This window comes from Streptomyces sp. NPDC055243 (assembly GCF_044544025.1).
GTDB lineage: Bacteria > Actinomycetota > Actinomycetes > Streptomycetales > Streptomycetaceae > Streptomyces.
In genome coordinates this window covers 108,508-128,649 of sequence record NZ_JBITWR010000005.1, presented here as the reverse complement: position 1 = coordinate 128,649, position 20,142 = coordinate 108,508, and the positions used below count along the sequence as shown (strand labels likewise).

General features: G+C 72.0%; 17 protein-coding genes and 1 pseudogene. 11 read left to right on the top strand and 7 right to left on the bottom strand.

What is annotated here, in order from left to right; genetic code table 11:
* The first annotated feature begins 92 nt into the window (after positions 1-92).
* The 3 genes from ACIGXX_RS16505 (at position 93) to ACIGXX_RS16495 (ending at position 1,772) form a co-directional block, all read left to right on the top strand.
* The gene (locus ACIGXX_RS16505; protein ID WP_351166589.1) at positions 93-776 is read left to right on the top strand and encodes a hemerythrin domain-containing protein; all 684 of its coding nucleotides are present in this window, start codon (positions 93-95) and stop codon (positions 774-776) included.
* Between the two features lie 68 nt (positions 777-844).
* A complete protein-coding gene (locus ACIGXX_RS16500) occupies positions 845-1,291 on the top strand; it encodes a DUF4267 domain-containing protein (protein ID WP_366464665.1) in 447 nt (148 codons plus the stop codon).
* A 19-nt stretch (positions 1,292-1,310) separates the two neighbouring features.
* On the top strand, positions 1,311-1,772 hold the full coding sequence (locus tag ACIGXX_RS16495; protein ID WP_366464664.1) for an SRPBCC family protein: 462 nt from the start codon (positions 1,311-1,313) through the stop codon (positions 1,770-1,772).
* A gap of 64 nt (positions 1,773-1,836) precedes the next feature.
* Here the strand turns inward: ACIGXX_RS16495 and ACIGXX_RS16490 are convergent, their stop codons facing one another.
* Positions 1,837-3,594, bottom strand: a complete 1,758-nt coding sequence (locus ACIGXX_RS16490) for a putative Ig domain-containing protein (protein WP_366464663.1) — start codon at positions 3,592-3,594, stop codon at positions 1,837-1,839.
* Positions 3,595-3,886: 292 nt separating this feature from the next.
* Here ACIGXX_RS16490 and ACIGXX_RS16485 point away from each other — a divergent pair, with 292 nt between their 5' ends.
* Together ACIGXX_RS16485 and ACIGXX_RS16480 are read left to right on the top strand one after the other, a co-directional pair.
* Positions 3,887-6,898 (top strand): LuxR C-terminal-related transcriptional regulator, encoded by a 3,012-nt coding sequence (locus tag ACIGXX_RS16485; protein WP_399976203.1) that lies wholly within the window; start codon positions 3,887-3,889, stop codon positions 6,896-6,898.
* 258 nt (positions 6,899-7,156) lie between these two features.
* Entirely contained in the window at positions 7,157-8,653 is a 1,497-nt protein-coding gene (locus ACIGXX_RS16480) for a hypothetical protein (protein WP_351166579.1), read from the top strand.
* 71 nt (positions 8,654-8,724) lie between these two features.
* On the opposite strand, the gene ACIGXX_RS16475 is transcribed toward ACIGXX_RS16480, so the two are convergent.
* A complete protein-coding gene (locus ACIGXX_RS16475) occupies positions 8,725-9,072 on the bottom strand; it encodes a hypothetical protein (RefSeq protein WP_351166577.1) in 348 nt (115 codons plus the stop codon).
* Between the two features lie 306 nt (positions 9,073-9,378).
* On the opposite strand from ACIGXX_RS16475, the gene ACIGXX_RS16470 reads away from it, so the two are divergent.
* Positions 9,379-11,337: an acyl-CoA dehydrogenase family protein gene (locus tag ACIGXX_RS16470; RefSeq protein ID WP_366464661.1), complete on the top strand. Its 1,959-nt coding sequence runs from the start codon at positions 9,379-9,381 to the stop codon at positions 11,335-11,337.
* A 55-nt stretch (positions 11,338-11,392) separates the two neighbouring features.
* On the opposite strand, the gene ACIGXX_RS16465 is transcribed toward ACIGXX_RS16470, so the two are convergent.
* Positions 11,393-11,596: a hypothetical protein gene (locus ACIGXX_RS16465; protein WP_351166573.1), complete on the bottom strand. Its 204-nt coding sequence runs from the start codon at positions 11,594-11,596 to the stop codon at positions 11,393-11,395.
* Between the two features lie 229 nt (positions 11,597-11,825).
* Entirely contained in the window at positions 11,826-12,221 is a 396-nt protein-coding gene (locus ACIGXX_RS16460) for a DUF6351 family protein (protein WP_361468692.1), read from the bottom strand.
* Between ACIGXX_RS16460 and ACIGXX_RS16455 the strand changes: the two genes are divergently transcribed.
* The 4 genes and pseudogenes from ACIGXX_RS16455 to ACIGXX_RS16440 form a co-directional block, all read left to right on the top strand.
* A complete protein-coding gene (locus ACIGXX_RS16455; RefSeq protein ID WP_361468695.1) occupies positions 12,199-12,438 on the top strand; it encodes a hypothetical protein in 240 nt (79 codons plus the stop codon). The genes ACIGXX_RS16460 and ACIGXX_RS16455 overlap by 23 nt on opposite strands.
* Before the next feature lie 111 nt (positions 12,439-12,549).
* Positions 12,550-13,782: a cytochrome P450 gene (locus tag ACIGXX_RS16450; RefSeq protein ID WP_361468698.1), complete on the top strand. Its 1,233-nt coding sequence runs from the start codon at positions 12,550-12,552 to the stop codon at positions 13,780-13,782.
* A 40-nt stretch (positions 13,783-13,822) separates the two neighbouring features.
* Complete coding sequence (locus tag ACIGXX_RS16445; RefSeq protein WP_399976196.1) at positions 13,823-14,287, top strand: DUF6234 family protein; 465 nt, start codon at positions 13,823-13,825, stop codon at positions 14,285-14,287.
* Positions 14,288-14,299: 12 nt separating this feature from the next.
* A pseudogene (locus ACIGXX_RS16440) lies at positions 14,300-14,458 on the top strand (Tn3 family transposase); the annotation flags it as partial.
* 144 nt (positions 14,459-14,602) lie between these two features.
* On the opposite strand, the gene ACIGXX_RS16435 reads toward ACIGXX_RS16440, so the two are convergent.
* Complete coding sequence (locus tag ACIGXX_RS16435; RefSeq protein ID WP_399976193.1) at positions 14,603-15,076, bottom strand: DUF6194 family protein; 474 nt, start codon at positions 15,074-15,076, stop codon at positions 14,603-14,605.
* Between the two features lie 73 nt (positions 15,077-15,149).
* On the opposite strand from ACIGXX_RS16435, the gene ACIGXX_RS16430 reads away from it, so the two are divergent.
* A complete protein-coding gene (locus ACIGXX_RS16430; protein ID WP_351166561.1) occupies positions 15,150-15,923 on the top strand; it encodes a MerR family transcriptional regulator in 774 nt (257 codons plus the stop codon).
* Positions 15,924-16,187: 264 nt separating this feature from the next.
* On the opposite strand, the gene ACIGXX_RS16425 is transcribed toward ACIGXX_RS16430, so the two are convergent.
* Both ACIGXX_RS16425 and ACIGXX_RS16420 read right to left on the bottom strand, forming a co-directional pair.
* A complete protein-coding gene (locus ACIGXX_RS16425; protein ID WP_399976189.1) occupies positions 16,188-19,148 on the bottom strand; it encodes an AAA family ATPase in 2,961 nt (986 codons plus the stop codon).
* Between the two features lie 106 nt (positions 19,149-19,254).
* A complete protein-coding gene (locus ACIGXX_RS16420) occupies positions 19,255-20,139 on the bottom strand; it encodes an aldo/keto reductase (protein ID WP_351166557.1) in 885 nt (294 codons plus the stop codon).
* Positions 20,140-20,142 lie beyond the last annotated feature (3 nt).

Here is a 20,142-nt window from a genome sequence, read left to right as displayed (position 1 = left end):
GTTCGGCCACCGCAACCCCGCCTTCGTGTCCCGGCCTCATCCTCCAAGTCGCTTCCAAGTGCCTTCCAGGAGCCCCGGGCCAGTCTCCTCACATGAACACCAAGCCGAACACACGGACAGCGGACGAAGAACGCCCCGACACCCGGGAGATGGTCATCATCCACCGCGGACTGCGCCGCGAGGCACGCCTGTTGGTGGAGCTGATCGCGGCCGTGCCGCCCGGCGACACCGCGCGTGCCACCGTCCTCGCGGGCCACTTCCGCGACTACCGCCTGGGACTGCACAACCACCATCACGGCGAGGACCTGCACCTGTGGCCTGCGCTCCTGGCCAAGGTCGATCTCGAAGCGGACGCCGTGCTGCGCATGGACACCCAGCACGAGCGGATCGCACAGACCCTCACTGCTGCCGAAGCCACCCTGCCCGCCTGGGAGTCCACGGGCGGCGAGCAGGAGCGCGACGCACTCGTGGCGGCGCTCAGCGAGCACCGCGCGGTCCTGGTGGAGCATCTAGACGAGGAGGAGCGGGTGCTGCTTCCTCTTGTCGCACGCCACCTGACCCAGCGGGAGTGGAAGGCGATGGGCGACCACTTCCTGGAGAGCACGCCCAAGCCGAAGCTGCTCCTCTTCCTCGGCATCGTCCTGGAGGACGCCGACCAGGCCGAACGCGCCGCGGTACTCGCCGGTCTGCCCCTGCCCGCGCGCCTGGTCTGGCACGCGGTGGGCCGCCCCCTCTACCGCCGCAGGACCCGCCTGGTGCGCGGCTCCCGCGCCTGATCCCCCGACCGACGCCCTGCCGCGTGCCACTTCACCTCCGTCACCTCCCTCACCTCTGGAGACATGCCATGAACACCAAGCACATAGCCACCGGTCTCGCCGTCCTGGGCGGCGCCTTCATCGCGTACATCGGAGCCTGTTATCTGCTCGACCCGCAGGCCACCGCGTCCGGGTTCGGCCTGCCGTCCTGGCCCCGGAGGGAACAGGACGGCACGGGATTCCTCGCCGTGAAGGGCGTGCGGGACCTGGGGTTGGCTCTCGTCGTCTTCGCCCTGCTGTTCACCGGTCAACGCAGGGCGCTGGGGTGGGCGTTCCTCGCGATGGCGTTCGTCCCCGCCGGGGACATGGTGATCGTCCTGAGCAGTGGTGGCTCCGCGGCCACCGCGCTCGGGGTCCACGGCGCGACCGCCGCGGCCGTGGCAGTCACCGCGGTGCTTCTGCTGCGCGAGCGAGCGACAGGGCAGCCGCAGGGCGTGCGCCCCACGGACAGGAACCGCTCGTCACGGGTTTCGTGATCGTGAAAGGGTGGCGCGCATGACGACAGAGCGATTCGAAGTGCAGCGTCAGATAGCCGCGGCCCCGGAGAAGATCTTTGCCTTGTTGTGCGATCCGGCCGGGCATGTGGCGATCGACAGTTCAGGAATGCTCCAGTCCGCCGAGGGAGACGCGGTGCGCGGGGCGGGCGACGAATTCGTCGTCCACATGGACCGTGAGTCGTTGAACGACTACCCGCTGGGCAAGTACGACGTCACCGTGATCATCACGGAGTTCGAGCAGGACGCCCTGATCGAATGGACGATCTCCGGCCAGGTGCAGCCTCCCATCCGGCACCTCTACGGTTACCGGCTCAAGGCGAGCGAGGGCGGCACTCTGGTCACGTCGTACTACGACTGGAGCGAGATCGAGGAACGCTACCGGGAGGCGGGCATCTTCCCCGTCATCCCCGAGGCGGGCCTTCGCGCGACGCTCGGGATTCTGGCGCGGAACGTGGAGTAGCCCCCGACTCGCGGCAGGTCGCCGCCCCCGGCCGTCGTGGCCCGGGGGCGGCGGTTTCACCGGGTCAGGACCAGATCGTGAAGGTGACGGCGACGGAGGCCTTCTTGCCCGTCGCGTCCGTGACAGTCAGCGTCGCGTTGCGAAATCCCCAGCTGGTGGGGGTGCCCGAGATCAGGCCCGTGGTCGGGTGGACGGTCAGTCCTGCCGGGAGGTTCGTCGCGGTGAAGGTGTACGGGGCCGTGCCGCCGGTGGTCTTCAGCGGCAGGCTCATCGGCTTCCCCACGTAGCCGGTCTGGCTGCCGGGATCGGTGAGCTTGGGTGTGCCTGTGCCGGGGGCCGTCACCGTCCACGCGAAGGATGTGGATCCCTTCTTTCCGGCCGTGTCCGTCGCGGTCAGCGTCACCTGGTGGGTGCCCGCGGCCGTCGGGCTGCCCGAGACGGTGCCGGTGGAGGCGTCGAGGGACAGCCCTGCGGGCAGGCCGGTGCCGCTCCATGTGTAGGGGGCCGTGCCGCCCTCCGCGCTGTTGCGCAGCTCCACCCGGCTGCCGGTGACGGTGGTCTGCGCGGACACCGCGGACACAGTCACCTCGCCGGGCTGCGGGTTCGACGTCACCAGCTGGGCGTTGAACTTGGTGAGGGCTTCGTTGACCGGCTGGAAGATGGTGTACTTCTCGCCGCTTCCGCCGCTGCACGTCGCGCTGCCGCCACCGGAGTGGAGGCCGACGGCCCGTCCCCCGGCCGGCGTGACGTAGCTGCCGCCCGAGTCGCCTCCTGCGGAACAGGCGCTGGAGTAGGACAGCCCGTCGATCACCACGTTGCCGTAGTCGACGCTCTGGTTGACCTTGGTGACCTCTCCGCACCGGTATCCGGTCGTCTGGCCCGAGTGGCACACGGCCGTGCCCACGACGGCTTCGGCCGAACCCGTCACGGCGACATCTCCCTCGCCCCAGCCCGCGACCTTGGGTGCCAGGGCCCAGCCCGCCTGGTCGACGTCGACGATGCCCATGTCGCCCTCGCGGGCGTTGACCGACCCGGTGCCGTTCTTGTTCGAGGTGCCCACGCGCGTGCCGTCCTTGCCGTACGCGGGCTGGCCGACGTCGTTCGTGCAGTGCCCGGCGGTGAGGAACGCCTTGCCCGCGCCACTCGTGCGCGTCACGGGAAAGCCGATCGAGCAGGGTGACTCGCTGCCGGGTGTCCACTTCTCGCCGCCCACCACGTCGCCGCCCTGCTGGCGGGGTACGTCGCGGGACTCGACCACCCGTATGAGACCGCCGAGGGAGGCGAGCTTGGCCCGCAGGGCCTGGGTGGCCGCGGTGGATGCGGTGGGGTCGACGACCACGTCGACCCGTCCCGCGCGGGCGTCCGGACCCCATGAGCGCACGCCGGGCACCCCGCGGCTCCACTCACCGGCCTGCCGCGCCGCCGCCTCCAACTCGGCGCGTGTACGGCGCACTTCGTGCGCTACCGCTCCGGCGTCCCGCGCGGCCGCAGCGGCCCGGGGCGTGGTGACGGCGGCGTGGAGGCGGCCGTCGGCCGCGTCGAACCACAGGGCGGTGGCCCGGTCGCCGACCGTGGCGCGGATCGCGGTCGCCGCGCGCTGGGCACGGGTCTCGTCGGCCAGGCGCTCGGCCACGCCCGCGCGGCTCATTCCGAGGTCGCGTGCCAGGGCGGCGCGGAGTTCTTCCGGCAGCGGCGTCTCGGCCGTCGTTCCGGGGGCCGGGGCTTCGGGGGTGCCCGCGTGGGCGGGCAGGGCGGCCAGGGCGGTGAGCGCCACCGTGGCCACGAGGCCGGTCAGGAGCGGCCGTTGGGAGAGGGCTCGCATGGGGGTGTTCCTTTCGGGGAGGGGTCGCCGGTGACGGAGCATCACCAGCGGTGTGGTGCGTCCGGGGCGGGTGTGGGCGCACCGGTGGGTGCGCCTCCCGAACGGCCCACAGCGTCCTGGCGTCGGGGCGTCGGCGGTATCCGGGAAGGCCCCTGTCACGCACGACCCGGGAGCCGGGCCGGGCACGGCGGCGCTCGCCGGGAGGGTGGGCGTGTCAGGGAGATCCCTCGTCCGGGACGCGGGCCGTGCACGGGCGTTGTGGTGGGGCAGGCGGGCGCCTACGGTGCCCGGTGTGCAAGGACGGACGGGCGCGGACGGCGAGGCGTGGGCGGCGCAGGACGGCTGGGCCGCCGTGGTCCGCGATGCCGTCGCGCTGCTGGAGCGCCACGGCCGCTTGGCGGTCAGCGGTCCGTGGGGTGCGGGCAAGAGCGCCCTGCTGGACGCGCTGGGCGAGCAGGCGTCAGGGGTGCAGGACGCCGGGGTGGCGCGGCGCTGTCTGCGGGTGCGTACGCAGGAGGGCGACGCGGAGGTCCGCTACGGGGCGCTGGTGCAACTGCTCACTGCGGCGCGGATGCCGGGGGCCGGTACGGCGCGGACGCCGGGAGCCGGTACGGGGCGCTGTGGACCGCAGGGTCCTGGGGATGGCGCCGACCGTGCGGGCGGCGCGCCTCCCGCTCCCTCTGTCGCGTCACCGGACTTCCCGGCGGCCGTACTGCTGCCAGGGTCCATGGCGCGCGCGGAGATCGCGGAGGCGCCTGCGGCCGGAGGGGCGCGGAGTGTTGCGCGGGACAGTGTGTGGAGCGGTGGCTGGCCCTCGGGCGCCGGTGACGATCCGCTGAGACTGCGTCTGGACTTGACCCGGCTGCTCGCCGAGGGGCCTCCGGTCCTGCTCGTGATCGACGGTGCGCAGTGGCTGGACCCCGCCAGCGCGGAACTGATCGGCTATGCCGTCCGCACCTTGGGTCCCGATCGGCTGACCGCCGTGGCAGCCGAACGCACCAGTGGCCACCCCGCGGCGGCGGCCGCGCTGCTCGGCGGCCACCCGGCGGTGCTGCCCGTGCCCTCCTCCGGTCTCACCGAGACCGTCGCCGCCTGCGCGCGCCTGGGGCTGCCCGCTCGGTGGGCGGCGCCCGTCCACCGCTACTGCGGGGGCCACCGGGGCCTGCTCGACGCGTGGTTCCGGTTCCACCCCGCCGCTGCGCGGTCCGCTGACGCGGACGGCTGCACCGGGCCGCCGGAGCCGCCGCGGCAGGTGCGCGACCTCGCCGCCGCCTGGCTCGCCTCCGTTCCAGCCGACGTCCGCGGCACGCTCCAGGTCGCGGCGCTGGCCGGCGGGTGTGACGCGGACCTGCTGCGGCACAGTGGGTGCGGCGGTGCGGAAGAGCATCTCGCCCACGCCCTCGACGCGGGCCTTGTCACCGCGGACGGCGGCTCGGGCCCCCTCCCGGCCGGTGTGGCCCTGCCGTACCGGTTCGCCGCGACGGCCCTGGCGGACGCCGCGGCCGCCACAGTGACCCGGGAGCGGCGCACCGCGATCCACCGTGCCCTGGCCGCCTGCTGCCACGGCCCCGTCACCCGCGCTGTGCACACCGCCCTGGCCCAGGAGTTCCCGGACCTGGCCGTCGCCGCTGACACCGCGCACGCGGCGGCCGCGGCCCGCGCGGCGGGTAAACGTCTGCGCGCGGCCGAGCTGTTGTTCCTCGCCGCGCGCCTGACCCCCGCCGACCGGCCCCGGCTGCGTCTGGACCGGCTCGCCGAGGCCGCGCGGGAAGCCGCGGCCGGGGGATCTGCCGTTCTGTCCCGCCTGGCGGCGGACCGGATCGTGGCGGAGCACGGCACGCCCGCACAACAGGTGCACGCTCTGCTGTCCGTCGTGGACGCACACGGCCAGGACACCGCCGGTACGCGGCCGTTGCTCGCCACCGCCCGCAGGACCGCAGCCGAGGACCCCGCGCTGCTCGCCGCCGTCGAGCTGCGCGCCGCGGTGCAGGCGAACATCTCCGGCGAGGACTTCGCCCGTGCCCTGCACCACGCCCAGGCGGCCACCGACCTGGCCCGAGCGGCGCGCGCCGTGCCGCTGGAGGCCGCCGCGCTGACGATGACCGCGCGGATGCAGCGCGTCCTGGGCCGTCTCGACACCGCCACGGCCACCTTGGACCGCGCCCTTTCGCTGGCCGTGCCGCCGACGCGGCTGGGCATCCGCAACAGCCCGCAGTATCTCGCCGCCCGCCACGCGGTGTTCGACGCCCGCCTGCCCAAGGCCCGCGCTCTGCTGCTGCAACTGCTGCCCGCGGCCCAGGAGTGCGGGGAGCCGGAGGACCTGGTGGATCTGTGGCGCAGTCTCGCCGAGGTCGACGCGGGACGTGGTGCGTGCGGTCAGGCCCTGCTGTGGTCGGCCCGTGCCGTCGACCTCACCGCGGCCGCCGGTCTGTCGCCCGGTCCCGCCTGGTACACCGCCGCCATGGCCGAGACGTGCGGCGGCAGTTTCGCCCAGGCACTGCGCCACGCCGCCCACGGCGTGCGGGCCTCTCGCGAGGAGCAGGACGCGCTCCACACCACACGCGGGCTGTGGGCCCTGGGCGCCGCGCTCTTGCACACCGGTCGTGTCGAGCGGGCCGCTGCGACTCTGGCAGAGGTCGCGCAGCTGGAGTCGCGCTCCGGGGCGGCCGATCCGTCCGTGCTGCGCTGGCAGGGCGACGCGGTGGAGGCGTTCGCGCTCTGCGGTCGCACGGACGAGGCCCGCGACCTGCTGGAGCGCATGCAGGAGCGGGTGGGCCCGCATCCCGCACACGCCGCTCTGCGCGCCGCGCTCACCCGGGCCCGCGCCCTGTGCCGCTACCTCGACGGCGCCGACGCCGTCGAAGAGGCCGCGGAGCTCCTGGCGGACACGGCAGGCGTCTTCGCCTCGCTCGGCCTGCCGGTCGAGGAGGGCCGCACCCAGCTGCTGCGCGGCCGGGTCGAGCGCCGCCGTCGGCGTGCCGCGGCTGCGCGCACCGCGTGGGAGAGGGCCCGCGTGCTCTTCGAGGACGCCGAGGCGCGGCCCTGGACCGCGCTGGCCAACGATCACCTGGCCCATCTGTCGGGCCAGGCCGCCACGTCCAGCGGCTCGGCGGGGCCGACGGCCCAGCGCCTGACCGAGCACGAGCTGCGCCTGGCCGAGCTCGTGCGCACCGGCGCGACCAACCAGGAAGCGGCCCAGCAGATGTTCATCTCGGTCAAGACGGTGGAGACCGTGCTGAGCCGCATCTACCGCAAGCTCGGCATCCGCTCCCGGACCCAGCTCGCCGCCGCGCTCACCACATGACCGGCGGCGTCCCCGCCGTCGAGCATGCCGGGGGACCTTCCCGCGCACGGTGAGCACGCCGGGACCGTCTGCTCCTGATGCACATGAGCAGCGTAGAAACTGCGTACATCCGTGCCACACCGCGCGTGCTCCGCACCAGCGTGGGAACCAGGGCTACCTCGCCGGGCGGGCCGCACCCCTCGACGGCGGTGCCGCATGCCAGAGCGCCCGCTCCGCCCCATCGACAGCCGCCTGAGCGGCGTCTTACGGAAGTGAGTCATGTCGCGACAGAATGCGTTTCACGACTTCGGTGCTCTGCATTTCGGCCGCCGGGCAGAGTTCGATCAAGCCGAGGTGCAGAGAGTGCACGAGGCTGTGCATGACAGTGGGATTCGGGACCTCTACGTGCTGGTACACGGAGCCCAGAACGATGAGGCGGTGGCCAAGGCCGCCGACGACGCGTTTCGCGAGATGCTCGCCGACGCGTGGGCAGACGCCTCGGACGCGGCGGGGTGTCTCCAGGTGCGGTGGCCGTCGCTGTGTTTCAGGGACGAGGGCATCCCGGGTGTCGCGGAACACGAGACGCAGCGGGAACGTGATGCGTTCCCCGGGATCAGCCGGGCGATGAGCGACGATCTGGTGCGGCATCTGCCCGACAGCGCGTCCCCGTTGGCCGAGATCGCCGCGTTGCTGAGCGACCGGCCCCTGCACGAGGGGGCGTTCGACGACCTCGGGTCGGCGCTGCGTCGGCTTGCGGAGACCCCCTTGCAGGACCCGGTGACCGAATTCGCCGCCGACACCGAGGGCGAGGTGCTGCCGCAGACCGACCCGCTGATGCTGTTCGAGGACACGAAGACGATGTGCAGCGAGTTCGCGGGCGCGCTGAGTGACTTGACGGGCCCCGTGGACGACAAGCCGGGCGAGCCCGCCCGTCACGAGGCCGGAACCGGCGATTCCGAGACCCCGGTGTCCCGGGCGGGCACCCTTCCCGAGATCCGGGTGGCGGGGCACCGGCCGGCCACGCCGCTCAGCCACCGGGTGAGCGAGACCGGCACGGTTGCCGCCGGCGGCCCTGTGGGGCAGGACCGCGACCGCCAGGATTCCGCGGACCTGTGGCGCGGGGCTCATGAACTGTTTCGCCAAGTGGTGCGCCATGTGCTGCGCCGCCGGGCGGGAGTGGTGGGGCAGGCAGGGCTGGGGCCCTGCCTGGCTGCGCTGGCGGACGCGAGCGAGACGCGGATCCATCTGGTCGGCCACGGGCTGGGCGGCCGCCTGGCCGGGTTCGCGCTGCGCGGCCTGGAATCAGCGGGGTCGCATTCGGCCATGCTCGCCTCACTGACGCTTCTGCAGGCCGAGATGTCCCACTTCGTCTTTGCCGACAGCCTGCCTCAACAGGTCTCCGGACATGGCGCGTTGTGGGATCAGCGGCGCCTGGTCAGCGGGCCCTTGCTCTGCACGTTCTCCCATCTCGACACGCACCTGGGCGTGATGTATCCGCTGTCGGCTCAAATGGTCGGCGACTCGGCGGAGCTGGCCACCATGAGCCGCAAGTGGGGAGCGTTGGGCTTCGACGGCATCCAGGGCATCAACGGCCCTCCCACCATCACCTGGAACGACGCGGAGGAGCAGGATCTGCGCGAGATGCCGTACACGAACCTGGACGCCTCCTCGCTCTTCCGGTCCGACAACGTCCCGATGGGAGGTCATCATCACGTCGTCCACAAGGAGGTGGGCCGGCTCCTACGGAAGGTGGCAGAGAGCTGCGCCCAGAAATAGCGCAGAACCAGCCCAGAACCAGCGCTGTGCACGCCGGCCCCCGCTTCGCGGTACTCCTGGCCGGCGGCCGCTCAGGTGCGCAGCAACCGCTGGGTCATCTCTCGGTACTGCCGCATGGCGTGCCGCAGGTCGTTCGCATGCGTTTCGGGGTCCTGGTCCTGCCGACCCTCGTGAAGCGCGCGCCGCCGTTCCGCCAGAGCGCTCATCAGCTGGGCGGCGGCTTCATCGAAGACGCTCTCGGCCTCTTCCAGCGCCTCGAGCGGGCTGTCGGTGAAGTTGTTGAGGGCTTCCTGGAGGCGCAGGGCGAGCCGGTCTCGTTCGTCCGACGGGACAAACGGCTCCTGGCCCGGGGCGCGGCGTTCGGTGGAGCTGCGGCCTTTGTCCGGCGGCTGCTGAGCACGTGCCTGGTCGTACATCATCGTGTGTCACTTTCCTGTGCGTCGTGTCGACGGAAGGGGAACGGGCGGCGGGGCCGATGGGCCGTGGGCTCCGGTCAGGAGCCTTGGCCGGCGAGCGGTTCGGAGTCGTCGAGGAAGGCGCGGGCCACGTCGGACGGGCGACGGTGGTGGAAGCCAGCGTAGTTGCGCAACCGGTGAAGGCCCACCACCTGGCGATACCTGGCCTGCGGCCGGCCTCCCTCGGCGTCGGTCGGGTGGCCTCGGTCGGGTGCCTCGGTCGGAGCAAGTGACCGATTTGATCGTCCTACGGCCGGGTAGCAGGGCGACATGGTCACCGACAGCGCCACTCCCCCGAGCGGCTACGTACAGCCCGCGATCGACGTCCAGGCTCTCGCCGAGCTGCTCGACGGCGAATACGCGGAGGTCCGCAGCCTGGTCCGCTCCAATCTGACGACGTACGCAGGCGTCCTGGACGAGGCGGAGCAGCTCGGCTTCGACGCGTTCCGTGAACGTGTGCGGGAGGTCGTCGTCGAGATGGCGGCGACGGGCCAGACCGGCATGGGGTTCCCGAAGGAGTACGGCGGTGGCGGCGACATCGGCGCATCGATCGCCGCGTTCGAGACACTCGCCTTCGGCGATCTGTCGGTGCTGGTGAAGGTCGGCGTGCAGTTCGGACTCTTCGGGGGCGCCATCCTGCACCTGGGCACCGAGCGCCACCACGAGGCCTATCTGCCGGATCTGATCACCGGGAAGCTGATGGGCTGCTTCGCGATGACCGAGACCGGACACGGCTCCAACGTCCAGGCGCTCGGCACGGTGGCCCGGTACGACGCAGGCAGCCAGGAGTTCGTCATCACCACCGGCGACGACCAGGCGCGCAAGGACTACATCGGCAACGCGGCCCGCCACGCCGAGCTGGCGGTCGTCTTCGCCCAGCTGGAGGTGGGCGGCGAGCACCAGGGGGTGCACGCGTTCGTCGTACCGATCCGTGTCGACGGTGAGGTGGCCCCCGGTGTCCGGATCGAGGACGACGGGCGCAAGATGGGTCTCAACGGCGTGGACAACGGCCGGATCTGGTTCGACGGCGTACGCGTGCCGCGCGAGGCCCTGCTCAACCAGTTCGCCGACGTCACTGCCGAGGGCGTCTACCAGAGCCCGATCGACAACCCCGGCCGCCGCTTCTTCACCATGCTCGGCACGCTGGTGCAGGGGCGGGTCAGCGTCGCCGGCGGTGCCATCAACGCCAGCAAGGTCGCCCTGGCGATCGCCATCACGTACGCCCTTCGCCGACGGCAGTTCGAGGCGGCATCGGACACCGAGGAGCAGGTGCTGCTCGACTACGGCATGCACCAGCGCCGGCTGCTCCCGCTCGTCGCGCGCACCTACGCGCTGCATTTCGCCCAGGACGTGATGCGCACGCAGCTGCACGAGGTCTTCTCGGGGCTCAAGGGCGACGAGCAGGCACGGCGTGAGCTGGAGTCTCGGGCCGCGGGCACCAAGGCGCTGGGCACCTGGCACGCCACGCGGACGATTCAGGAGTGCCGCGAGGCGTGCGGGGGCGCCGGATATCTCGCCGTCAACCGGTTCGCCGCCCTGAAGGCCGACAGCGACGTCTTCGCGACGTTCGAGGGCGACAACCACGTGCTGCTGCAACTGGTGGCCAAGGGGTTGCTCACCCATTACGCGAGCGAGTTCGAGAACATGGACCAGCTCGGCATGGTCCGGTACGTCACGAACCTCGCCGTGGAGACGGTCATCGAGAAGACCTCGGCCCACAAACTGCTCGAGCGGGTGCGCGACTTGCTGCCCGGGGGCGATGAGTGGGACCAGGAAGCGGGTCTGCTCGATTCCGAGTACCAGCTCGCCATGCTGCGCTTCCGCGAGGAGCACATGCTCGCCGGTGTGGCACGGCGGCTCAAGCGTGGGATGGATCAGAAAGCCCATCCCGGCGTCGTCTTCTCCCAGGTGCAGGACCACGTCATCGCGGTGGCGCACGCGCACGTCGAACGGCTGGTGCTCGAGGCGTTCGTCGACAAGGTGCGTCAGCTGCCCGCCGGGGACAACAAGGTCGCGCTGGGGCTGCTGTGCGATCTGTTCGCCCTCTCCACCATCGAGGCGGACCGCGCCTGGTTCATGGAGCACGGGCGGTTGACGGTGCAGCGTTCCAAGGCGATCCGCCGTGAGGTGAACGACCTGTGCCGCAAGGTCCGGCCGATCGTCGCCGATCTCGTCGCTGCCTGGGGCATTCCGCAGCAGATGCTGCGCTCGCCCGATCTGGTGGGGTGAGACGGAACGAGGGAGTTCCGGCCCGACGGCCGGAACTCCCTCGCGTGCTCGGCGCTCAGAGGGACCGGGCTGCGGTTTCCCAGCTCGTTGTCGCCACATCAAGGCCCGTGCGCACCCCGTCGACGATCTCGCCGGGATTGTCGGGGATGTTGATGCCGTCGTGGCTGGATTCCTCGCCCGCGTGCGCGGGGGCGGCCACAGCGAGGGCTGCGGCCGCGAGGGTCAGGGCAGCGACGGCGTGCTTTGCGTTCCTCATCATGCCCACCTGAACGATCACGCGGTTCTCAGGTTGCGCTCGTCGCCCGGCTCGGGCGGGCCCCCGGGCCGGCAAGCACTCGTGTGGCGCAACGACGCCGGGAATGCCCCCCGCCCGGCTCGGGGTTCCAGACAGGGGGCTTCCCGCACCTGCCCGTGATCCGCGCGGGGATGCACGGACCACCCGGTCGGAGCAGTCCGCGCATATGGTCCGAGCAGCACCGACGGGTGCGTCAGCGGCGGCTGTGGTCGATCCAGGTGCTGGGCCGCTCGATCTGGCCGGGGCCCGGTCGGGCGTAGTCGCAGACGCCCTTGGGGAAGGCCACGCGCAGCTGCGCCTTCTCGGTCTTGGTGAAGCGCACCCGGTAGTCGGCGAAGTCCACCGGTTTCAGTGCGCACTTGAGCGTGGACTCGGCCAGCGGCTCGCCGGCGCGCAGTCGCGGGTCCGCGCCGATGGAGTACTCCTCGGCGCACGGACCGCTGGCCGGGTAGGTCAGCGGAGCGTGGATGCGCTTGTCGGGGGTCAGGTAGCAGCCATCGGAGAGGCCGGTGGGCTTGTTCGCGATGACCTTGGCCTGCTTGCCGCGTGCGGACGGGTCGGCTGCGATGTCCGACGACCAACGCCACACGATCCGCCGCATCCAGCACGACTTCGTGGCCGAGTGGGTCGAGCTCCTGTCCGCCGTACGCCCCGAACTGGACCACGCGGAGGCCCAGTTGACCGTGCACGGCGTACTCGGCATGATCAACGACGTACTCAGAATCACCTGCTTCCGCGCCCGCCCACGGCTGACGGAAGGACTGACCGGCCTGTCCCGCCTGCTCCTGGGCGCCCCCTCGGCCTGACCGCTCACGAAGCGCTCTTCACCGGCCCACCGGTGGCCAACTAGGGTGTCCTGTACCCGTGTTGGCCGCAGACGGCTTGCCGCTCGTCCACCTTCCCCGAGGAGCTCTCGTATGCACCAGCCGCAGATCCTGGTCCTGGATGCCGCCGGGAGCGACCGGCACGCCGAGGATGCCGAGCTGCGCTCGCGCGGGCCGGCGGCCCGCGTCGATGTCCTGGGCGTCGAGGCGTGGGCGGTGTCCGACCCGGCCCTGCTCAAGGAGCTCCTCACCGACCCGCGGGTCTCCAAGGATCCGCGGCGGCACTGGCCGATGTTCCCCGACAAGATCGTCGGCACGTGGCCGCTCGCGCTGTGGGTGGCCGTCGACAACATGTTCACCGCTTTCGGCGGCGACCACCGGCGGCTGCGGCGGCTGGTCAGCCCGGCTTTCACCGCACGCCGGATCGCGGCCCTGCAGCCGCGCATCGAGGAGATGTCCCACGCGCTGCTCGACGAGCTGGCCACCGTCCCTGCCGGAGAACCCACCGATCTGCGCGAGCGGTTCGCCTATCCGCTGCCGATCCGGGTCATCAGCCAACTCATGGGGCTTCCCGAGCACTCCCAGTCCGACTTCCGCCGTACCGTCGACGGCGTCTTCGACACCACGCTCAGCCCCGCTCAGGCCGCCGCCAACACCCAGGAGGTCTACCGCATTCTGGCCGACCTGGTCGCGGCCAAGCGCGCCGAGCCCGGCGAGGACATGACCTCCGTCCTCATCGCCACCCGGGACGACGACGGCTCCGCGCTGACCGAGCAGGAGCTCCTGGACACGCTCCTCCTCGTCATCAGCGCGGGCTACGAGACCACCGTCAACCTCCTTGACCAGGCCATCGCCGCGCTGCTCACCCACCCCGACCAGCTCGCCCTGGTCCGCGAGGGCAAGAGTCCGTGGACAGACGTCGTCGAAGAGACGCTGCGCTACGAGGCGCCCGTCGCGCACCTGCCGATGCGGTTCGCGGTCGAGGACATCGCGCTGCCGCAGGGACTCACGATCCGTCAGGGCGAGGCGATCCTCGCCTCGTACGCGGCAGCGGGCCGTCACCCCGACCTCCACGGACCGAGCGCCGACTCCTTCAACGTGACCCGGGCCAGCAAGACCCACCTCGCCTTCGGCCACGGCGTCCATGTCTGCCTCGGCGCCGCGCTGGCCCGGATGGAGGCCGAGACTGCGCTGCGGGCGCTGTTCACCCGCTTCCCCGACCTCGCCCTCGCCGTCCCGGCATCCGCACTGCGCCCCGGGGAGTCGTTCATCTCCAACGGACACCGGGAACTGCCCGTCGTCCTTCGCCCGGCCACCGAGAACTGACCCGGCCCTCCCCCACCGGGCCGGCTGAGTGCGCGTACTCATGCGCGCCCTGCCACCGGCCCGGCAAGGTGAGGCCATGACATGTGCTCTCACGGAACCTCGACGTCGACGCAGATGGCCCTGGTCGAGCAGGACGTCACTGCGCGCGGACGTCTCCATGGGCCTTTTGCTGTTGGTGGTTGAGGTCGTCGTCCACGTGGCGGGGAGTTTCGGTCACGGCATGGAGGTATGGGCGGCGCAGGACGACCAGGCGAGGATCGACGCGGCGCAGCGCGCCGGTATCGCATGGACGCAGTACCTGCTCATCGGCGCGCTCGTGCTGGCCGTGCTCGCGGCGCTGGCCCGTGCCCCGTGGACGATGATGCTGCAACTGCTCGCGGTCGCGGCGCTCACGGTGCTGTTCGTGTTTTCCCAGCACGAGTACGAGCGCACCCACCCGGGCCCCGCGCCCACCCCGAGCGCCGGATACTCGCCCTGCTACAGCGGAAGCAACCGGTGCGACTGAAGCGCTCGTACACCGGAGATGGTGGCGACCGACAACGCCTCGTACTCCGACATGGTGTTCGGCCTGTTCAAGATCCTCGGCTACAACTCCAGCACCCGGTTCCGTGACCTGGACGACCCGCGGTTTTGGCGGGCCACGATGCCCGGCGTCGAGACGGGCACCTACGGCGCGGCGCACACCGCCTCGACTCCGGCCGCCGGCGCCCTGCGGCCGTTGCGCGACCCGGATGCGTCTGCGCTGGACGAGGACGACGACGGACTGGAGTGAGTGCCAGGGATCTTCGGTCCGCTCCCGCCGCAGACCGTAGCTCCTTCATCATGCTGTCGGTTCAGAACGTCGCTCGTGGCGTGAGCGTGCAAGGTGGTGGGCGGCTCGCAGCAGTTCATGTGTTGCGGCCTGCGTGCGCTTGCCCGGGTTCACCACGGCCAGCCAGCCCAGGCTGCCGTACACGGGGTGCGCGATCACGGTGTCGGCGGCGCTGGGGTCGACCTCGGCGGAGGCCGGTTCGCGCGGCGCGTGCCCGGTCCACCGGATGAACGCGTCCTTGCCGGCGGCGATGTTCACACGGAAGGCGTCCGGCCGGTCAAGGCGGGACGACTCGTCACCGGGGTAGTTCTTGGTCACGACGGTCGCGAAGGGCTGGGACGCCGTCGGCGTGACGCCGTCGGGGGCGTAGTAGAAGAAGGTGTCGCCCCAGCTGATCTCCGGCGCGCCGTCGCCGGGTGCGGGCTTGAGGGTCAGGACGCCGTCAAGGGCGTCCACGAAGCTGATGATCTCTTCACTGGTCATGCGCTCCAGCGTTCCATTGAAGTGCTTGTGGAGACTTCTGGACGCAGACCCGCTCCGGCATAGGGTTTCCCACATGACAAGTCTCAAATCAGCAGGTATGCGCACTGCTGATGTCGCGCGCAGCGTCGGGTATTCCGTCCAGCAGATCCGCAACCTCGAACGCGACGGGGTGCTCCCGCCCGCGGCACGCACGGCCACGGGATACCGGACCTACGGCGAGGTGCATCTGCAGTGCGCCCTGGCCTACCGGGCCCTCGCCGCGGCGGCGGGGCCGGTCGAGGCCAAGAACATCGTCCGGGCCTTCCACCAGTGCCCAGCCTCGCAGGCCCTGGCCCTTCTCGACGCGGCGCATGCCCGACTCGACAAGGAGCGCGCCGAACTGGGGCAGGCCAAGGACGCCGCCCGCGCGATCTCCCGCGAGCCGATCGACGACGTACGCGCCTCGGACGCGATGAGCATCTCCGAACTCGCCACCGCTCTCGATGTACGCCCCTCGACGTTGCGGCACTGGCATGCGGAGGGCCTCGTCGTCCCCGACCGCGACCCCGTGCGCGGAACCCGACGCTACACACCGGCCCAGGTGCGCGACGCACGGATCGTGCACCAGCTGCGCAAGGCCGGATACCGCATCACGCCGCTCCAGGCGCTCATGCCACAACTCCGCAACGCCCACCGGTCGCGGGACGTCGAGTCGGTGCTGGCCGCCAGGGACGCCAGTATCACCGCGCGATCCGCGGCCCTCCTCGACAGCGCCTCGGCACTCCGCGCCGTGCTCTGCCTGCGGGAGCGAACGGACCGACCCGAAGACAGCCGCGAGGACCCCGCTCGCACCGGGGGCGCGACTTGAACCAGGACGGCCGCTCGCCGGCCTCCTGCTCAACCACACCGCCACCGAGGAGGACGCCCCTGCCCCAGGGCTGTCGGTCACCCTCGACATGCCGGACAAAGTCGTCGACTTCTGACGTACCACCGAGCTGGAGCCCGCCGAGCCGGCCGTGCTCGACCAGGCGACGACCGTACGGCGCGGCCAGGGCGTCCCCGCGGTCCCGGATCGGCCGCGTGGTCGTCGGTTTCTTCGCGGGCCCGAGGTCGTCCCCGTCGGCACTCCGGGTCAATCCGACGGTGTCGGTTCCGTGGCGATCAGGCCCTGCCGGTAGGCGACGCCCACCGCCTCCGTACGACTCGCCGCTCCCATCTTGGCGAGGATGTTGGAGACGTGGACGCTGGCCGTCTTGGGGCTGATGAACAGTTCCTCGCCGATCTGCCGGTTGCTGCGGCCGAGGGCGAGCAGCCGCAGCACGTCCTGCTCACGGGCCGTCAGCACGGCGGTGCGGTCCTGGGCGGGGACCGCCAGCCGGCCGCGACGCACCAGAGCGTCCAGCCGTTCCCGCAGGAGGGTGGCGCCGAGCCGGTCGGCCTCTTGGCGCACCGCGTCGGCCTCGGCGGCCGCCTCCTCGCGGCGGTCGGCCGCCAGGAGGGCCTCGGTCAGCCGCAGTCGGCACCGCGCGCGTTCGTAGGCGTCGCCGTAGGCGAAGGCGGTCATCGCCTTCTCCCAGGCCGCCACGTCGGGCCCGGACACCGCTCGGACCCATTCGGCTTCGGCACGAGCCAACCACGCCTGCCCCTCCGGACCCTGTGGTGTGCCGTCCTCGCCGCGCGTGGCAGAAGCCCGCGCCTGTTGTACGAGTTCGGTCGCGGTGGCCGCTCGGCACCTGGCCCCCTCCTCGTCACCGCGCAGGCGCAGTTCGACCGCCGAGTCGGCGAGTGCGGCCAGGGCGAGAACGGTGAGCCGGACCGTGACGTCGGGTGCCGTGCCCGCCTCGCTGGTGAGGGACTCGAGGGTGTGACGCATCGACCGCACCGCCTCGTCCGGGTCTCCCCGCAGGGCCGCGGCATCGGTCCGCACGATGCCGGCGACCAGCGTGTTGATCCAGTCGAACGGCCCCTCCAGCAGTGCCCGGGCGCGCTCGACAGCGGTGAAATCACCGCGCGCCAGGGCCACGTACAGCCCCGGCCCTGCGGTGTAGTCGCCCGCGCCGGACTGGGCCGCGGCCTCGGCCGCGCCGCGCGCGCACTCGTCCCAGTTGCCGAGCGTGTACTGCACCAGCAGCCACAGGTAGCGCATCTCGTGCGGATAGGGCGAGGACAGCAGTCCGGAACGGCGGGCCCGTTCCAGGCCCTCCGCGGCCCACGGCAGGCAGTCCTCCAGGTCACCGGATTCGAAGCAGCCGACGGCCAGGTTGAACAAGGCGCGCATTTCCACCGGTGCGTTGCCCGATCGTCGCGCCAGCTCCCGGGCCTCTTGCAGCTGTTTCCTGCCCTCCGGGGAGCGACGCTTGTTGTGGGTGTGGAACGTCATGGAGATCAGGAGGTCGGCCCGCGCGTCGTCGACGCCCAACTCCTCGGCCACGCGCAGGGCCTGATGGCCGATCCGTTGCGCGTCCTCGCCCGCGGCGCCCTGGCGGATGGAGGCCATCACGGAAGCCATCACGTACGTGGCCGCGGCCCACACCCACGTCGCCGAAGGGGGCTCGGCGGGGATGAGAGCGAGAGCCTCTCGGCTGTGGGCGAGGGCGGCCGGCAGGTTGTCGACGGTCAGCAGGTTCCCGGCGAGCGTGTAGCGGACTCGGGCGGCGAGCTCCAAGTCGGCGTCCTGGCCGAGCCCGGCGAGCGCGGACCGGGTGAGGGAGACGGCGCGGTGCAGTTCCCCGGCATGGGCGGCCGCCGCCGAGGCACGCAGCGTGAGCGTCACGGCGTCGGTCCCGGCGGGCCGGCCGGAGGCCTCGACCGCCGACCAGAGGTCGAGGGCGGCCTCGACGTGCCGCAGTTCCTCGGCGGGCGCCCCGACGCGCTGGGCGTGGTCGGCGGCCTCCAAGGAGGCGGCGAGCGCCGCGGGCAGGTCGTGGCTCTCGCGGTAGTGGTGGGCGCGCTCGGCCGCGCCGGCGGGCCGGCAGCCCTGCCCGGCGAGCAGGCGGGCGAACACGCCGTGCAGCCGGGCCCGTTCACCCGGCAGGAGATCGGCGTAGACCGCCTCCCGCGCGAGCGCGTGGCGGAACGCATACGTGTCACCGTCGCCGGGGACGAGCAGCTGCCGCCCCGCGGCCTCGCGCAGCACCGCCTCCAGCTCTGCCGGGGGCAGCTCGACGGCGTCCCGCAGCAGATCGTGGCCGACGCGTCGCCCGGCGACGGCCGCGGTGCGCAGCACCTGCTGGGCGGTGTCGGAAAGCTGCTCGAACCGGATGAGCAGGACGTCGGCCAGGCCGCTGGGCACGCTGTCGGCCGGGGCGTCGGTGGCGGCGACCAGTTCCTCCGCGTAGAAGGCGTTGCCCTCGGCGCGCTCGACGATCCGGTGGACGGCGGCGTCCGGCAGAGGGTGATCCGGCAGGGAGCGCACCAGCCGGGCCACATCCGCGTCGGGCAGCGGTTGCAGTTCCAGCCGCTCCACCGCGGGCAGCCGCACCAGCTCGGCCAGCAGGGGGCGCAGGGGGTGGCGGCGGTGCAGGTCGTCCGCCCGGTACGAGGCGACCACCGCGAGCCGGTGGTCGTGCGAGCCGCCGGTCGGCCGCTGCAGGACACTGCGGCTGAGCAGGAACCGCAGCAGGTCCCGGGAGGACTGGTCGGCCCAGTGCAGATCCTCCAGGATCAGCAACAGCGGGGCGATGTCCGCCAGTTCGACCAGCAGGGCGGCCACGTCCTCGAAGAGCCGCAGGCGCCTGTTCACGTCCCCCGCGGCGTCCGTGCCGCCACCGAGCATCCGTTCCGTCACCGGATGGCCGCCGAGGACCGGGGCGAACCGCTCGTCGGCGGCCAGCGCGCCGAGGATCTCGGTGAACGGCAGATACGGCAGTCCCACGTCGCCGAGGTCGACGCAGTGGCCGGTGAGCACGGTCGTCCCGGCCGCGACGGCTCGTCCGGCGAGCTCATCCAGTACCCGTGTCTTGCCGACGCCGGCGTCCCCGGCGACGAGGACCGCGCGGGCCTCGCCGGCGCGGGCACGCTCCAGGACATCAGCGAGACGGTCGAGTTCGTCTTCCCGGCCGACGAACGGGCTGGTGAACTGGGTGTACGACACGCTTCACATCCTGGCACACGGGTTCGCTCGCCCCTTCGTGGCCGGGAGTTTCCCGAACTCGGCCGACGCGGCGAGAGGACCGTGCCGCGCCGCGCCCCGCCCCGACTCAGTCCGGCAGGGCGTCTTCGAGCCGCGCCAGCTCCGCGGTGCTCAGCGTGAGCTCTGCCGCCTTGGCCGAGTCGGTGATGGAGGTCGGGCGGCTGGATCCCGGTACGGGGATCACTGCCGGGGAGCGGGCGAGCAGCCACGCCAGGGCGATCTGCTGCGGGCTGACGCCGTGCTCGGCCGCGATGTGGTGGAAGGCGGTGCCGGTGGAGGCGGGGCCAAAGGGGCCGTCCAGGGAGCTGCGGGAGATGCCACCGAGGGGGCTCCAGGGCAGAAAGGCCAGCCCCAGTCGGGTGCTCAGGCGCAGCTCGGGCTCGCTGGCGCGGACGGCGGGCGAGTACTGGTTCTGCACGCTGACGAGTCCGTCGCCGAGGATCTGGTGCGCCTGGCGGATCTGGTCGGTGGTGACGTTGGAGATTCCCGCGGCGCGGATCGTGCCGGCATCGAGCAGCTCGCGCAGCGCGCCGACGGACTCCGTCCAGGGCACGGCCGGGTCGGGCTTGTGCAGCTGGTACAGGCCGATCGCGTCGACGCCCAGGCGCTTGGCGGAGGCCTCGGCGGCTTGTCTGAGGTGGGCGGGGGTGGCGTTGACGGTCCAACTGCCGTCTCCGGGGCGGCCGCGGCCGCCCTTGGTGGCCACCAGGACGCCCGAGGTGTCGCCGCCGTAGCGGGCCAGGGCGCGGGCGATCAGCAGCTCGTTGTGGCCCGCCTCGTCGGCGTACCAGTGATAGCTGTCGGCGGTGTCGATGAGCGTGATGCCTGCGTCGAGGGCGGCATGGACGGTGGCGATGGCCCGCGTCTCGTCCGGGCGGTGCTCGATGGACAGGGGCATGGCGCCCAGGCCGATGGCGCTGACGGCGGTGTGGGCAAGGGTGCGGTACTGCACGGG

Excerpts from the sequence above, each read along its gene's own strand:
- ACIGXX_RS16505 (WP_351166589.1), top strand. The coding sequence starts at position 93 with ATGAACACCAAGCCGAACACACGGACAGCGGACGAAGAACGCCCCGAC.
- ACIGXX_RS16500 (WP_366464665.1), top strand. The coding sequence starts at position 845 with ATGAACACCAAGCACATAGCCACCGGTCTCGCCGTCCTGGGCGGCGCC.
- ACIGXX_RS16495 (WP_366464664.1), top strand. The coding sequence starts at position 1,311 with ATGACGACAGAGCGATTCGAAGTGCAGCGTCAGATAGCCGCGGCCCCG.
- ACIGXX_RS16490 (WP_366464663.1), bottom strand. The coding sequence starts at position 3,594 with ATGCGAGCCCTCTCCCAACGGCCGCTCCTGACCGGCCTCGTGGCCACG.
- ACIGXX_RS16480 (WP_351166579.1), top strand. The coding sequence starts at position 7,157 with ATGTCGCGACAGAATGCGTTTCACGACTTCGGTGCTCTGCATTTCGGC.
- ACIGXX_RS16475 (WP_351166577.1), bottom strand. The coding sequence starts at position 9,072 with ATGATGTACGACCAGGCACGTGCTCAGCAGCCGCCGGACAAAGGCCGC.
- ACIGXX_RS16470 (WP_366464661.1), top strand. The coding sequence starts at position 9,379 with ATGGTCACCGACAGCGCCACTCCCCCGAGCGGCTACGTACAGCCCGCG.
- ACIGXX_RS16465 (WP_351166573.1), bottom strand. The coding sequence starts at position 11,596 with ATGATGAGGAACGCAAAGCACGCCGTCGCTGCCCTGACCCTCGCGGCC.
- ACIGXX_RS16455 (WP_361468695.1), top strand. The coding sequence starts at position 12,199 with ATGTCCGACGACCAACGCCACACGATCCGCCGCATCCAGCACGACTTC.
- ACIGXX_RS16450 (WP_361468698.1), top strand. The coding sequence starts at position 12,550 with ATGCACCAGCCGCAGATCCTGGTCCTGGATGCCGCCGGGAGCGACCGG.
- ACIGXX_RS16445 (WP_399976196.1), top strand. The coding sequence starts at position 13,823 with ATGCGCGCCCTGCCACCGGCCCGGCAAGGTGAGGCCATGACATGTGCT.
- ACIGXX_RS16435 (WP_399976193.1), bottom strand. The coding sequence starts at position 15,076 with ATGACCAGTGAAGAGATCATCAGCTTCGTGGACGCCCTTGACGGCGTC.
- ACIGXX_RS16430 (WP_351166561.1), top strand. The coding sequence starts at position 15,150 with ATGACAAGTCTCAAATCAGCAGGTATGCGCACTGCTGATGTCGCGCGC.